This is a genomic window from Virgibacillus salinus, from assembly GCF_900102415.1.
GTDB lineage: Bacteria > Bacillota > Bacilli > Bacillales > Amphibacillaceae > Lentibacillus > Lentibacillus subterraneus.
Window position 1 is genome coordinate 757,602 of sequence record NZ_FNKD01000001.1, and the last position, 14,367, is coordinate 771,968.

At 37.2% G+C, this 14,367-nt stretch carries 13 protein-coding genes; all 13 read left to right on the forward strand.

All coding sequences use genetic code 11. The features are described 5' to 3' along the window. Positions 1–248: 248 nt before the first annotated feature. The 13 genes from BLS02_RS03670 (at position 249) to BLS02_RS03730 (ending at position 14,284) form a co-directional block, all read left to right on the forward strand. Positions 249–929 (forward strand): GntR family transcriptional regulator, encoded by a 681-nt coding sequence (locus BLS02_RS03670; RefSeq protein ID WP_092491604.1) that lies wholly within the window; start codon positions 249–251, stop codon positions 927–929. 83 nt (positions 930–1,012) lie between these two features. Continuing rightward, a complete protein-coding gene (locus BLS02_RS03675; RefSeq protein ID WP_092491605.1) occupies positions 1,013–2,020 on the forward strand; it encodes a C4-dicarboxylate TRAP transporter substrate-binding protein in 1,008 nt (335 codons plus the stop codon). A gap of 13 nt (positions 2,021–2,033) precedes the next feature. Beyond that, positions 2,034–2,507: a TRAP transporter small permease gene (locus BLS02_RS03680; protein ID WP_139180761.1), complete on the forward strand. Its 474-nt coding sequence runs from the start codon at positions 2,034–2,036 to the stop codon at positions 2,505–2,507. A 43-nt stretch (positions 2,508–2,550) separates the two neighbouring features. Continuing rightward, positions 2,551–3,828, forward strand: a complete 1,278-nt coding sequence (locus tag BLS02_RS03685; RefSeq protein ID WP_092491607.1) for a TRAP transporter large permease — start codon at positions 2,551–2,553, stop codon at positions 3,826–3,828. Between the two features lie 48 nt (positions 3,829–3,876). Beyond that, positions 3,877–4,635, forward strand: coding sequence for an SDR family NAD(P)-dependent oxidoreductase (locus BLS02_RS03690; RefSeq protein WP_092491608.1), 759 nt, complete (start codon positions 3,877–3,879; stop codon positions 4,633–4,635). 77 nt (positions 4,636–4,712) lie between these two features. Beyond that, entirely contained in the window at positions 4,713–6,116 is a 1,404-nt protein-coding gene (gene uxaC, locus BLS02_RS03695) for a glucuronate isomerase (RefSeq protein ID WP_092491609.1), read from the forward strand. A 21-nt stretch (positions 6,117–6,137) separates the two neighbouring features. Continuing rightward, entirely contained in the window at positions 6,138–7,235 is a 1,098-nt protein-coding gene (gene uxuA, locus BLS02_RS03700; protein ID WP_092491610.1) for a mannonate dehydratase, read from the forward strand. Next, complete coding sequence (locus BLS02_RS03705; RefSeq protein ID WP_092491611.1) at positions 7,211–8,059, forward strand: SDR family oxidoreductase; 849 nt, start codon at positions 7,211–7,213, stop codon at positions 8,057–8,059. Before uxuA ends, BLS02_RS03705 begins: the two co-directional genes overlap by 25 nt. A gap of 12 nt (positions 8,060–8,071) precedes the next feature. After that, entirely contained in the window at positions 8,072–9,016 is a 945-nt protein-coding gene (locus BLS02_RS03710; RefSeq protein WP_092491612.1) for a sugar kinase, read from the forward strand. A 777-nt stretch (positions 9,017–9,793) separates the two neighbouring features. Beyond that, complete coding sequence (locus tag BLS02_RS03715) at positions 9,794–10,603, forward strand: TrmB family transcriptional regulator (protein WP_175559428.1); 810 nt, start codon at positions 9,794–9,796, stop codon at positions 10,601–10,603. A 92-nt stretch (positions 10,604–10,695) separates the two neighbouring features. Continuing rightward, positions 10,696–11,526 (forward strand): beta-keto acid cleavage family enzyme, encoded by an 831-nt coding sequence (locus tag BLS02_RS03720; protein WP_092491614.1) that lies wholly within the window; start codon positions 10,696–10,698, stop codon positions 11,524–11,526. Further along, positions 11,523–12,287, forward strand: coding sequence for a cyclase family protein (locus BLS02_RS03725; RefSeq protein ID WP_092491615.1), 765 nt, complete (start codon positions 11,523–11,525; stop codon positions 12,285–12,287). The genes BLS02_RS03720 and BLS02_RS03725 overlap by 4 nt, the downstream gene beginning before the upstream one ends. A gap of 11 nt (positions 12,288–12,298) precedes the next feature. After that, positions 12,299–14,284, forward strand: a complete 1,986-nt coding sequence (locus tag BLS02_RS03730; protein ID WP_092491616.1) for a sodium:solute symporter family protein — start codon at positions 12,299–12,301, stop codon at positions 14,282–14,284. Positions 14,285–14,367 lie beyond the last annotated feature (83 nt).

A 14,367-nucleotide genomic window follows, 5' to 3' on the forward strand; every position in this document is an offset into this window, starting at 1 on the left:
TGGGTAATTTTTATTAAATTCAATGACTAATTGTGAGTCTATTAATACGCTTAAATTTCAGGGATATAATTATACCTACTTGCTAAAACCACAAAGCACCTTTAAATGGAATTAGTGTTTAGGTTCTTAAAAATTTAAAACTTTAGAAAAAAATCAATTTGCAAAAAATTTAGAAATATACTACCATACAAGTATACTATTATGGTACACTATTTTTAGCCTATTAAAAATGGAAAGGGGGAGGTGAAATGTTAAATCATCAAAAACAGATTAATCGTTACTCAACAAGGGATTATGTTTATGAAACGATACGGAAAAAAATTATTATGCTTGAATTGAGCCCTGGCCGAAGCATTTCTGAAAAGGAAATTTCAGAGATGTTAGAGGTGAGCCGAACTCCAGTAAGGGAAGGATTTATGAAACTTGCCCAAGAAGAACTACTGGAAGTATATCCACAGAAAGGGACATTTGTTTCATTAATAGACCTTAATCACATGGAAGAAGCAAGGTTTATTAGGGAACATCTAGAAAAAGCTGCAGTAAAAGTCGCAAGTCAAAACTTTGAAAATCACAATTTAAAAGAATTGGAAAGTAATTTTATTCTCCAAAAAGAAGCTGTTAAGAATAAAGATTATACAAAATTATATGAGCTCGATGAAAGTTTCCATAAAACGATTATTATGGGGGCAGGAAAGGAACGGATCTGGGCAATTATCCAACAGATGAACGCTCATCTAAACAGAATCCGTATGCTCAGTCTTACAATGAATCATGATTGGGATTTAATATTATCACACCATGAAAAAATTATTGATGCGATTAGGAAGCAAGAGGCTGAAATTGCTCACCAAGTCATGGAAAATCATTTAAGGAAATTGACGTTCGAACAGGGGAAATTAAAACAGGAATTCCCTGACTATTTCAACTAATACATGGTTAGTCATTGGTGTTCGTGAAAGATTATAGGATTGATAGCTTTATATTATTAAAAATTAATAGGAGGTATTTTCTTATGAAATCTAAAATGTTAGTAGCTATTCTGTCTGTTTTATTATTGACTTTTGTAAGCGCTTGCGGAGATGAAGCGAGCGGAGATAGTGGAAGTGAAGGGGAATCTTACACACTTAAATTAGGAACTGCACTTACAGATGGAGATCCGATATATGAAGGTCTAAAGGATTTTAGCGAGTCGGTTAAAGAAAGAACAGATGGAAAAGTTACGATCGAAATTTTTGGAAGCGGTTCCTTAGGGGCAGACAATGATATTATCGAGCAAGCTAAAACTGGTGCAAATGTGGCAGTGCTAGTAGACTCTGGTCGTTTAGCAGATATGGTTCCTGAAATCGGAATTTTAACAGCGCCTTATATCGTAGACAATTTTGACGAGGCGAACAAGGTTGCCCAATCAGATTTATTTAATGGATGGTCAGAAAATTTGGCAACAGATCACAATTTACAAATACTTTCATTTAACTGGTACCAGGGTGAAAGACATATGTTAACAAATGAGCCAATTGAAACACCAGATGATTTAGAGGGATTAAAAATTCGTACAATGGGATCACCTGTTGCCTTAGCTACAATGGAGTCACTTGGCATGAGTCCAGCTGGTATTGCTTGGACAGAGGTTTACCCAGCTTTACAGCAAGGGGTTATTGATGCCGCTGAAGCTCAGCACCCTGCTACTTATGGGGCAAACCTACATGAGGTTGTTGATTATTTAACGAAAACAAGACATTTTCAATTAATAACTGGAATAGTTGCTGGCGCAGATTGGATGTCAAATTTACCAAGTGATTATCAAAAGGTTATTTATGAAGAGGCACAAAAACAAGGTGAAATTGCATCTGAAAATACAGTAAAATCATTAGAAGAATATGAACAAAAGTTAATTGATGAAGGTGTTACGGTTAATGAGGTGGATGTAGCCCCTTTTAAAGAGAAAACGAATGCTGTATATGAGGAATTTGACGGTTATACAGAGCTTCGTGAAAAAATTAATAAAACTCTAGGGAAATAAGTGAGTGATATCCTTGAAAAAAGTAATTAATACTTATATCAAAGTAGAAAATTTTATGTCTAGTCTTTTATTAATGACAGTTGTGCTTTTTGTTTTTATTGCTTCAATCATGCGATGGGCTGGGAGCCCCATCGCATGGTCTGTTGATATTGCCCAGTTGTTATTTGTATGGGCGATATTTCTGGGGGCAAACCGTTCTCTAAGAGAAAATAGACATATAGGTGTTGACTTTTTTGTGAAGAAACTTCCAAAAAAAGCACAAGTTGTACTGGAGATCATAATGCTGGTATTTATTATAGGCTTTTTAGTGTTTTTGTGTAGATATGGATTTATGCTTAGTTTTGAAAATGATATAAGGCAAATCAATTCTCTTTCAATAAGTTACTCATTCATCACGATTGCAGTGCCTATTGGATGCCTATTGATGTCTTTTACAGCACTAGCGAAAATCTATGAAAACATAAAAGCATTTAAAATAATTTCCTAATAAGAAGTCAGACTTTATTTTTCAAGTGAAGGAGGTGGAATGCATGTTAATGGTAGCGATAATATTTTTTGTACTGCTATTTCTTAATATGCCAGTAGCATTCGCTATTGGTATAGCCAGCTTGTCCTTATTTGCATTTGAACCAGGCCTGCCATTTGAGATTGCCTCTCAGCGCATGGTGGCTGGAACACAATCTTTTCCGCTGCTAGCCGTACCGTTTTTTATTCTAGCCGGAAACCTTATGAATTCCTCAGGGATAACGAATCGCCTTATACGGTTTGCTAATGCGCTAATTGGTCACATTGTTGGAAGTTTGGCCCATGTGTCCATTGTTTTAAGTACCATTATGGGGGGGATTTCAGGATCAGCGAATGCTGATGCTGCTATGCAAAGTAGGGTGTTGGGGTCCCCAATGATTAAGCGAGGTTATTCGGGAGGTTTTTCTGCGAGTGTAATCGCTGTCAGTTCTTTAATTACTGCAACCATACCGCCTAGTATTGGTTTAATTCTATATGGTTACGTGGGGGAAGTATCAATAGGTAGTTTATTTTTAGCAGGAATTATCCCTGGTATTTTGATGATGAGTTTTTTAATGATTGTAACTTATATCATTGCGAAAAAAAGGAAATATGATCAGGAAACAATAACAAAGAGGTCATCACTCAAGGAAATATTTGTATCTTTCAAAGAAAGTATTTGGGCATTATTATTTCCGGTTATATTAGTTGTGGGAATTCGATTTGGTATTTTCACGGCCTCTGAAGCAGGTGCATTTGCGGTAGTATATGCTCTCTTTATTGGTATATTTGTTTTTAAAGAACTAGATTGGAAAAGTTTGAAAGCCTCTATATCACAATCAGTAGTGGATAATGCGACAATCCTATTAATTATATCGACTTCTGCCATGTTAGGATATCTTATTACATATGAGAGACTTCCCCAAAGCGCAGCGGACTTTTTATTAGGGGTGACGAGTAATTCGACATTATTGCTTTTGTTAATTTTACTCTTCCTTTTGATAGCAGGTATGTTTATTGAGTCAACTGTATTAGTACTATTACTTACGCCAATATTTTTACCTATTATTGAACAGATTGGGGTAGACCCAGTTCACTTTGGTATCTTAATGATGACAATTGTAACTTTTGGAGGAATGACCCCACCAGTTGGTGTAACGATGTATACAGTCTGTTCCTTAACAGACGTTCCCATTGAAGATTATGTGAAAGAGTCCTTACCGTTTTTTGTAGGAGTTGTTATCCTGGTTTTATTGTTAACATTTGTTCCGGAGGTTTCGCTATTTTTGCCTAGCATATTTTGATAGGTACTTATAATTTATAACAGTGACATATGAGGGAGGTTGAAGTAATTGTTTACTTTTGAAAATCAAGTTGTCTGGGTTACAGGAAGTAGTACGGGAATTGGCCGTTCTATAGCATTAGCTTTTGCTGGACATGGTGCGAAGGTTGTTGTGCATGGAAATTCTAACATTGAAAAGGCAGAACAAGTACTAAATACCATTCGAGCTAAGGGAAATAAAGCCTTACTTGTTAAAGGTGATGTAACGGACCGTGACCAAGTCGAGTCGATGGTATCAGAGATTAAGGCTCATTTTGATAGAATTGATGTTTTAATAAACAATGCCGGAACGATGGTAAAACGAAGCGAAATAGCGTCCATAGATATGGAATCATGGAAGAAAATCTTTGATATAAATGTGAATTCTGTTTTAAATGTAACACAATCTGTTTTGCCCATTATGAAAGAGCAGCGTAAAGGAAGAATTATTAATATCACATCAATAGCTGCTAGAAATGGTGGTGGCGGTGGCGCCGTCGCATACGCATCGGCTAAAGCGGCTGTATCAACGTTTACCAGAGGCCTTGCAAAGGAAGTAGTTGACGACAATATTTACGTTAACGGGATAGCTCCTGGAATTATACGCACACCATTCCATGATAAATATAGTACAAAAGAAATGCGTGAAAAAATGGCAAGTCAGGTTCCAATGAAAAGAGAGGGAGAGCCAGAAGAAATAGCTGGTGCAGCAATGTATTTAGCATCTAATTATGCCAATTACATTACAGGCGAAATCATAGAAGTGAACGGTGGCCTCTTAATGGATTAACCTCTAGGTTTTGTCCATTCACTTTATGATTTAGCCAATTCATAATTAGGCCTTGACTAGAGGCTAGGAGGGTTTTTGTGAGGAATTTTTTGGGTGCCGATTTTTTATTAGAAACCGAAACAGCAAAAATACTCTATCACGAGTATGCCAAGAATATGCCGATTTTTGATTATCACTGCCATCTTACTGCTAAAGAAATTGCAGAAGATAAGCAGTTTTCTACTATTACCGAGGCCTGGCTAGGTGAAGATCACTATAAGTGGAGAGTATTAAGAGCAAATGGAATAGCTGAAGAATATATAACAGGGAATAAAAGTGATAAAGAAAAGTTCGTGAAATGGGCGGAAACTGTACCAAATTTAATGGGCAATCCGCTTTTCCATTGGACGTATTTAGAACTACAAAGGTGCTTTGGTATTTATGACAATCTTAATGCTGAGAATGCTGAAATAATATGGGGAAAGTGTAATGAAATAATTCAGAAAGAAAGTTTTAGTGCTAGAGGATTAATCAGTAATTTTAATGTTAAAGGTATCTGTACAACAGATGACCCTTTAGATGATTTAAAGTATCATCAAAAAATTAAAGATGACCATACCTTTGATGTTAAGGTTTTACCAACTTTTCGGCCAGACGGGGCTTTAAACATCCATTTACATTCTTTTTCTGATTGGGTAAGCCAATTAGAAAAAGTTTCGGAACATAGAATTAAAAGTTTTCATGAATTTTTAGATGCACTTAAGTCCAGAATTGACTATTTTCATGAAGTTGGCTGCAGGTTAGCTGATCATGGTCTAGATTCTTCTTTTTATCGTGAAGCTTCTAAGGAAGAAATCAACGCTATCTTCAAAAAGGCATTAAGAGGTGAGACGATAAGTGAAGAACAAGCAATCCAATATAAAACGGATGTCCTGATTCAATTAGGAAAGTTCTATGCTGAAAAAGAGTGGGCTATGCAGCTCCATATCGGAGGGTTAAGAAATACAAACAAAAAGATGGTAGAGGAAATTGGCCCGAATACAGGCTTTGATTCAATAGCAGACTTTACGTATGCGAATGATTTGGCAAATTTATTAAGTCAATTGGAAGAAAGTGACCAATTGCCGAAGACGATTCTTTACAATCTAAATCCTCGTGATAATTATATGATCGCATCTATGGCTGGTAACTTTCAAAAAGGTACGCCGGGAAAAATTCAATTTGGCACAGCATGGTGGTTTAATGACCATCGCGATGGTATGGAAAACCAAATTAAGACTCTTGCAAATGTAGGTGTCCTGACTAATTTTGTTGGAATGCTAACAGATTCTCGTAGTTTACTTTCCTATACAAGGCATGAGTATTTTAGAAGGATTTTATGTAATACAATTGGTAACTGGGTAGAAAATGGAGAAATTCCAAATGAAATGGAATGGAATGGGAAAGTGGTGCAAGATATTTCCTTTAATAATATATGTAACTATTTAAATATTGAACATTAAAAGAGGGACGTGCATACAACGATGGAGATGGTTTTTCGGTGGTTTGGAGAAGGGAATGACCGAGTTCCTTTAAACAATATAAAACAGATACCTGGTGTGAAGGGAGTTGTTTGGGCTCTTCATGACATTCCAACTGGTCAGGAATGGCCTCTTCACAGGATACAGGAGGTAGAATCGCAAGCAAGTCAGTCTGGACTAAACATAGAAGTGGTTGAAAGCGTCAATATTCACGAGGATATTAAGCTGGGATTACCATCGAGGGATGAATATATCAATAATTACATTAAGACAATGGAGCGACTTGCGTGTGTTGGTGTTAAAGTAATTTGTTATAATTTTATGCCGGTTTTCGATTGGGTGCGTACAGATCTTTATGGGAAACACCAGGATGGTTCCACAGCACTCTTTTTTGAAAAAAGTAAAGTTAAAGACACCAATCCTATGGAACTAGCGAAAATGATTTCCCATAGCTCTGATTACACAATGCCGGGCTGGGAGCCAGAGAGGTTACAATATTTAACAGAATTATTTAAGGAATATGAGGGAGTAACAGAGGAAGACCTTTGGAATAATCTGCATTATTTTTTAGAAAAAGTAATTCCTGTGGCTGAAAAGCTTGATATCAAGATGGCTATTCACCCGGATGATCCACCATTTTCTGTGTTTGGCCTCCCACGTATCATTACGAACAAAAGTAATTTACAAAGATTTTTAAAATTAGTAGATAGTCCTTATAATGGTCTAACTTTCTGTACTGGCTCTCTTGGCGCGAATCCGGAAAATGACCTTGTCGATATGGTAAGAATATTTTCTAGTCGAATTCACTTTGTTCACATTCGCAACTTAAAAAGATATGAAAATGGCAATTTTATCGAAACTTCACATTACAATGCAGATGGTTGTTTAGATATACCGGGAATTGTTACTGAATTATACGATGCGGATTTCAAAGGGTACGTAAGACCGGATCACGGCAGGCACATTTGGGATGAAGAATGTAGACCGGGATATGGTCTATATGACCGTGCGCTTGGTGCCATGTACTTATTAGGCATATGGGACTCATTGGTAAATATAAGAAGGGAGAAAAAAGTATGTTACCCATCAATGAAAATTTAAACGGTAAAGTTGCTGTTATAACAGGAGGAAGTGGTGTTCTTTGCCGAGAAATGGCTAAAGAGTTTGGCAGACAGGGTGTTAAAGTCGCTGTGCTAAATCGAACGATTGAAAAGGGAAAAAAAGTAGCAGAGGAAATCAAAAGTAATGGTGGAGAGGCAACGGCTATTGCTTGTGATGTGTTAGATGCAGAAAATGTGAAAAATGCCGAGAAAACCATCACGGAGAAATATGGACCTTGTGATATATTAGTCAACGGTGCTGGAGGAAATCATCCGGAAGGAACAACGACAAATGAAACACTTAAGCCAGATGATCTTAAAAACAAAGAACTTAAAACGTTTTTCGATTTAACAGAAAAAGGATTTCAACATGTCCTAAATTTAAATTTATTGGGTACGATTATTCCAACCCAGGTTTTTGCAAAAGGCATGATTAATCTTAATGGAGCAACAGTGATTAACATTTCATCGATGAGTGCGCCATCACCGATGACAAAGGTACCTGCATATAGTGCCGGGAAAGCAGGGATTAATAATATTACCCAGTGGTTAGCGGTTCATTTAGCGGATGTCGGAATACGTGTAAATGCTATTGCACCAGGTTTTTTTCTGACAGAACAAAACAAAAACCTTCTAACGAATCCTGATGGAACCTTAACTGAAAGGTCAACTAAAATTATTTCAAATACACCAATGGACAGATTTGGTGAACCGGAAGATTTATTAGGGACATTACTATGGCTTGCTGATAGTAATATGTCTAGATTTGTAACTGGCATAACAGTTCCAGTTGATGGGGGATTTATGGCTTATTCTGGAGTATAAGGGGGATTACTTATGGATTTGGTCACAATAGGTGAAAGTATGGTACTTTTCACCCCGACTTCATCCGGACCTTTAAGGTTTTCTGATCGATTTAATAGGACACTTGGAGGAGCCGAATCAAACGTGGCTATTGCTCTATCAAGGCTTGGACATAAAACCGGTTGGATAAGTCGATTAGGTAATGATGAATTTGGTTATTATATTCGGAATTTTATACGTGGTGAAGGGGTAGATACCTCAAATATTATTTTTGATCAAGAAAACCCTACAGGTCTGTTCTTTAAGGAGATGAACCCGGGGCAAGATCCTAGTATATATTACTATCGTAAATCTTCTGCTGCCAGTAATCTATCGCCAAAGGACCTAAATGAGGAGTATATTTCAAAAGCTAGATTCATCCATTTGACAGGTATAACTCCTGGCCTTAGTGAATCTTGTAAACAGGCAATTTATCGAATAATTGAACTTGCAAAAAAGAATAAACAAGTGGTTGTATTTGATCCAAATATTAGGCTTAAACTATGGTCGAAAAAGGAAGCGGCAAATGTATTAACAGATATAGCAGGAAAGTGTGATATTGTTCTAGCTGGATTGGATGAAGGGCAAACCTTAACTGGTAAAGATACGCCTGAACAAATATCACAATCCTTGCTGCATGGGAAAACAAAGGTTGTTGTAGTAAAAATAGGTGAAAAAGGTTCCTATATGGCAACCCAAAATGAACAGCATTACATACCTGGTGTTGAGGTTTCAAAAATAATTGATACCGCAGGAGCAGGGGATGGATTTGCTGCAGGTTTTCTATCGGGTCTAATTCGTGGTTGGGATTATCGAAATTCAGCAGAATTAGGTAATCGTGTTGGTGCTTATGCTCTGTCAGTGGCGGGGGATGTTGAAGGTTATCCATACTGGCATCAGGTTAACCCATTAAATTCTGCAAATAAAGTTTTACGATAAAGGGGGGATAGCAAGAACTGCTTTGGACAGTATGTCTGCAGAGTCAGCGATAAGTTTTTTAGCGGGCAAAAGAGAAGTAAGGAGACTTTTCGCAGGTGAAGCTTTTCTAGGATGAACACTTCGACAGGTCTCTATATTATAGAACTGCTTGCGAGCAGGAAATAACCAGGTTTAATATAACAGACAGCAATCAGCCGGAAGTCATCTTACAACTGATCATATTCCTTGGGAGATCTTGAAACATGCACGTTTAGTTCATTTACCTGGTATTACCCCTTTTATAAATGATTATTATTTTAAAGAGTTCAGACTGTTATAGAATTCTGGGGCTAATCAATCCTTTGTATCATTCGATCCGAATATACGGTTAAAATTATGGACTTTTTAGGATTAGAAGTAGCAAAAAAATACATGTAGTTGTTAGCTAGACAATCTGACATGGTTATGCTTGGGCTAGAAGAATTCGAACAATTGCTAAGAACAAAAGAATACAAGGAAATTCCTGATTCTTTTTTGGTCATGGTGTGAGCGGCAAAATTCCAAGTTTAATGTTAAACGTGTAATCGCGAACACTTTTTTGCTAAGCATGGAATCTAATTAAATACCCTAGAAAAAGCGTTTTCTTTTGCGAGAAGGCGCTTTTTCATCTCTTGTTGCAATTGGCCTCTAAGGTAAGAATTGTAAATTAACTTTGAATTGAAAAATTAAATATTCTTAATATTTTCAATTGACTAAATAACTACCCTAGTAGTATACTATTTCCAGAGGTGAATCGTATTGAATATACAACAAATAATAGACAGTTTAAAAGAACTAGGTTTCACAGAATATGAGGCTAAAATTTATTTAGCTCTCATACGCTCCCACCCAGCAAATGGGAATGCAATTGCCGTGTTATCTGGTGTGCCAACACCAAAGGTTTATGAAACGATTCGTAAAATGCAAGAACGTGACGTTATTTTTACGGTTTCTGGTGGTGATAAAGGTAAAAAAGTCCGTTATAGCCCATTACCCTATAAGGATTTACTGCAGCAAAAAAAAGAAGCGTTTTCGGGTAATGTAGATTTTCTTTCGAAAGAACTAACAAATATTTCTTCGATGAGTGACACCAATTGGACCGAGCTTTTTGTGATACATGGTTACTCATCATCAATGGAAGCAGTTGAATCAGCAATCGCACACTGTGAATCTGAAATTGTAATGAGTTGTTGGTGTGAAGAACTTTATGCTTTGAAGGCCCCACTAACTGAAGCTTATAACCGGGGAATCAGCATTGTTACCTTGACGTTTGATGAAGGTAATAATACAGATGTACTCTGGCGAAACTTTAAACACTATGGGGGGGATATCGCTTCCCATCGACACACAGGAGAACTTTCTATTGTGACAGATCAGTCGAAAGCGATTATACTTCAGTCCTTAAACAATTCTCCCCATGCAGTAGTTTCTAGTCATCCGGTGACAATATCTACCACCCGTAACTATATCCGTCATGATATTTATGTGAATCGGATACTTCACGACTTCGAGGGGGTGATGAAAAAGAAGTATGGACAGGATCTTGAAAATCTAATTAAAGACTTTTGATTTGCTGGAAATATTTCTGAGATTAAATGAAAGGGCTTTCAAAAAAGAGGGCAGGAGTTTAGTCAAAGAATATTAAAACAAGGAGGATCTTTATGGAAAAATTAATTATTACTGTAGCAACAACAGGTGCAGTCACAACAAGGGATAACTCGCCTTATCTCCCGATAACACCTGAAGAAATAGCTAATGAAGTGTTTGATTCGTATAATGCTGGTGCCTCCATAGCACACATTCATGTTAGGGATGAAAAGGGTAACCCTTCAATGGACTTCGAGAAGTTTCAGGAGACAGTAGAGCGAATTAAAGATAAGTGTGACATCATAATCAATCTTACTTCTTCGGGAGGACTGAATTTAGAGGAAGAGGAACGACTAAAGGTTTGTGAATTAGCTCCTGAGTTTGCATCATTGGACGCTGGGTCAATGAATTTTGGACCTTCAGTTTTTATCAATTCACCACCATTCTTAGAGAAATTATCTAACAATATGAACGAATATAATGTTAAACCAGAAATAGAGGTTTTTGATACTGGAATGATTAACAATGCCTTAATGCTAGCGAAAAAAGGACTTATTAAACCGCCTTTTCATTTTCAATTTGTTTTAGGAGTACCTGGTGGCATGACAGCAACTCCAAAAAATTTAATTCATTTGGTTGATAGCATTCCATCTGGTTCAACCTGGTCCGTAATAGGAATCGGAAAACATCAACTGGCTATGAATACATTGGGTATAGTTCTAGGTGGTCATGTACGGGTTGGGATGGAAGATAACGTCTTTTATAAGAAAGATGAATTAGCAAAAACGAACGCTCAATTTGTTGAGAGGATCGTGCGCATTTCAGGTGAATTAGGGCGGGAAGTTGCTGATGTAAATGAAACTCGGAAGATTTTAGGGCTAAACCATGTGGGGGTTGTCAAATGAGTGACTTCCAAATTATCGATTTAAGTGTCCCGCTAAGCGAGAAAGTAAAGGAGCCACTTCCTGCTAAGATTGATTATTCTAAACATGAGCAAGGAGCAGTGCAAGCTGCCAGCATGTTTGGTTTAGAGGCTAATGACTTCCCAGAAAAGAAGGCTTGGGCGGTTGAAACGGTAACTCTAAATACTCATACAGGTACACATGTTGATGCACCATGGCACTATTGGCCGACATCTGAAGGGAAACGAGCAAGGACAATTGATGAAATGCCACTTGATTGGTTTTACAGACCTGGTGTTTTATTTGACTTTCATGATAAGGAACCAGGGTACGAGATTACGACTAACGATCTAAAACAAAAACTTACTGAGATGGATTATTCTTTAAAGCCATATGATATTGTCTTAATTCGGACGGATGCAGACAAAAAGATTTATGAAGAAGGTTATTTTAATGCTCATGCTGGTGTGTCTGCTGATGCAACGCGATGGTTGATCGATAGTGGAATTAAAGTCATGGGAATTGATGGTTGGGGGTGGGACATACCTTTCCATCTGCAAGCAGAAGAATATAAAAAGGAACCAAGAGATGGAGTGCTGTGGGCTGCTCACTTTGTGGGGGAAGAAAAGGAATATTGTCAGATAGAAAAACTAGCTAACCTCGATAAAATATCAAAGCCTCACGGGTTTAAGGTGGCTGTTTTTCCGGTGAAAATTGAGCAAGCTAGTGCTGGATGGGCAAGACCAGTAGCAATTATTGAATAGGGGGAATACTAATGGGGTTCAATACGATCTTTATTATCTATTTTGCGATTTTTTTCATGGTCCTATTATATGGTGGGTTGATTACAAGAAAATGGGTAAACAATTCAAATGACTATTTACTAGCTGGTAGAGAAGTAGGTTTAATTGTTAATATCTTTGGAGTTGCCGCAATTGGATTCGCTGGTACGATTATTACATTAGGACCAGGTTTAGCAGTTATGTACGGGTTTTGGGGTTCATATGGCTTCGGATTTGCATATCTTATTGGCGGATTAGCCCTTTATGGCGTTTTCTTCGCACCGTATATTCGCAGGTCGGGAGCACATACATTGCCTGAATGGCTTGAGATGAGGTTTGATTCAAGAACACGAGTTTTAGTTACTATAGCAAGTATTTTAGGGTTACTTGGAATTATGGCTAATAATGTTGTTTCGATGGCGATTGTAGTTAATGGGTTTACGGGATGGTCTTTGATCGCAACACTCTCTGTAATCTTTTTCCTGTTCTTGTTTTTCACTTATATCGGTGGATTCTGGGCTGTCACATTAACTGACTTTGTACAAATGTGCATTGGTTTAATAGCACTTCCAGCAATGCTAATTTCACTACTAATCGAGTTCGGAGGACCTAGTTTCATTAGTAATAACTGGCCAAGTGATTTAAGTTATTGGGCTCATGGATTTACTGGAGGGCAATTGAGTATTTTTTCTTTACAATATCCTAGTCTTTTAACATTTGCTATACTGTTTGCTTGCTTCTTAGTATGGGGTAATAACTATTACTGGTTGCGTGTGTCATCTACAAGAAGTGAAAAGACTGCAAAACGTTCATTTATTTATGCCGCTATTCTATTGGCAACTGTTCCTTATCTAATTCTAACATTTGCCGGGATATATGCAGGCTCTGCATTTTCTGACATGTTTGCTCCGAACGGCAGTGTTTCACCAATGGCCGCATTCGGGGTAGTTCTTCAGGGCTTACCGATTGCTATAGCAGCACTTGCTCTTATGGGTTCACTCGCAGCATCAATATCTACTTCTACAACAGCATTAATAGGTGCTTCTGGCACAGCTGTCAGAGATGTTTATCAACGCTTTATGAGACCAAAGGCAACACCGGAAGAGCTTACCTTACCTTCCAAGTTAATTACAGTAGGATTGGGGATATTAGTTTGGTTTCTGTGCTTTTATCCTGGAGGGCCATTATATTTATTCGCATTCGCCACAGCTTGGTTAGGGCCACCTTCTGTATTAGTCTTTTTAGGAATATGGTGGAAACGTACATCAAAGCAAGGAGCTTTTTATGGGGCTGTACTAGGAATCGGAATAACAGCGCTATTTACTTTACTAGATTTATTAGGAATATTTTCAATTGCTCAATACACCCACGTAGGCGTAGTGGGTTTAGTTGTAACTGTAGTATCCACCATTACTGTTAGTTTGATGACTACACCAAACTATTACGGAAAAATAGGGTGGAAGCTAAATGAAGAACCAGTTGACAGTTCATTTAAACCTAGTGAACAGGAATTACAAGTATTGAAACTTATTTCTAACGGTTATAATACAATGGCTGAAGTTTCCGATATGCTTGGTGTAGATTCTTCAATCAGCAACAAATTCATTGAAAGTCTTGACCAGAATAGATTGATTTATCGAGATAAGCACACTGGTCCGGGATTTTATACTTTTAATATAACAAAGGCGGGTTTAAAGCATGTCAAAGTAATCGCCGATTCAAGAGACAAATTTGAAGAAAAGATAACGATGGCTGACTTAATCATTTTACAAAAAGTGGATTCTGGAATCGCAGCATTCAACCAATATATAAAAGAACAAAAAATGGATTCATTGAAAGCCTCTGTTATTATATCCAAGTTAATTAAACAAGGATATTTGAATGAAGGTGGCCTATGGAAAAGGAAAATTAATATCAGTGAAGAAGGGAAAACCCTTTTGGATAAATATGATTCAAAGATTAACCAAGTAATTGTTTGATTTATTAAACACGTTAGTAACCTCTAGTTATTTTTCGTATATTTAAAGTAGAATAGTTTTATAGTATATGCTGTTAGATTTGG

Coding starts and splice junctions, on each gene's coding strand:
- BLS02_RS03670 (WP_092491604.1), top strand. CDS start 249: ATGTTAAATCATCAAAAACAGATTAATCGTTACTCAACAAGGGATTAT.
- BLS02_RS03675 (WP_092491605.1), top strand. CDS start 1,013: ATGAAATCTAAAATGTTAGTAGCTATTCTGTCTGTTTTATTATTGACT.
- BLS02_RS03720 (WP_092491614.1), top strand. CDS start 10,696: ATGGAAAAATTAATTATTACTGTAGCAACAACAGGTGCAGTCACAACA.
- BLS02_RS03705 (WP_092491611.1), top strand. CDS start 7,211: ATGTTACCCATCAATGAAAATTTAAACGGTAAAGTTGCTGTTATAACA.
- BLS02_RS03685 (WP_092491607.1), top strand. CDS start 2,551: ATGTTAATGGTAGCGATAATATTTTTTGTACTGCTATTTCTTAATATG.
- uxuA (WP_092491610.1), top strand. CDS start 6,138: ATGGAGATGGTTTTTCGGTGGTTTGGAGAAGGGAATGACCGAGTTCCT.
- BLS02_RS03725 (WP_092491615.1), top strand. CDS start 11,523: ATGAGTGACTTCCAAATTATCGATTTAAGTGTCCCGCTAAGCGAGAAA.
- BLS02_RS03730 (WP_092491616.1), top strand. CDS start 12,299: ATGGGGTTCAATACGATCTTTATTATCTATTTTGCGATTTTTTTCATG.
- BLS02_RS03710 (WP_092491612.1), top strand. CDS start 8,072: ATGGATTTGGTCACAATAGGTGAAAGTATGGTACTTTTCACCCCGACT.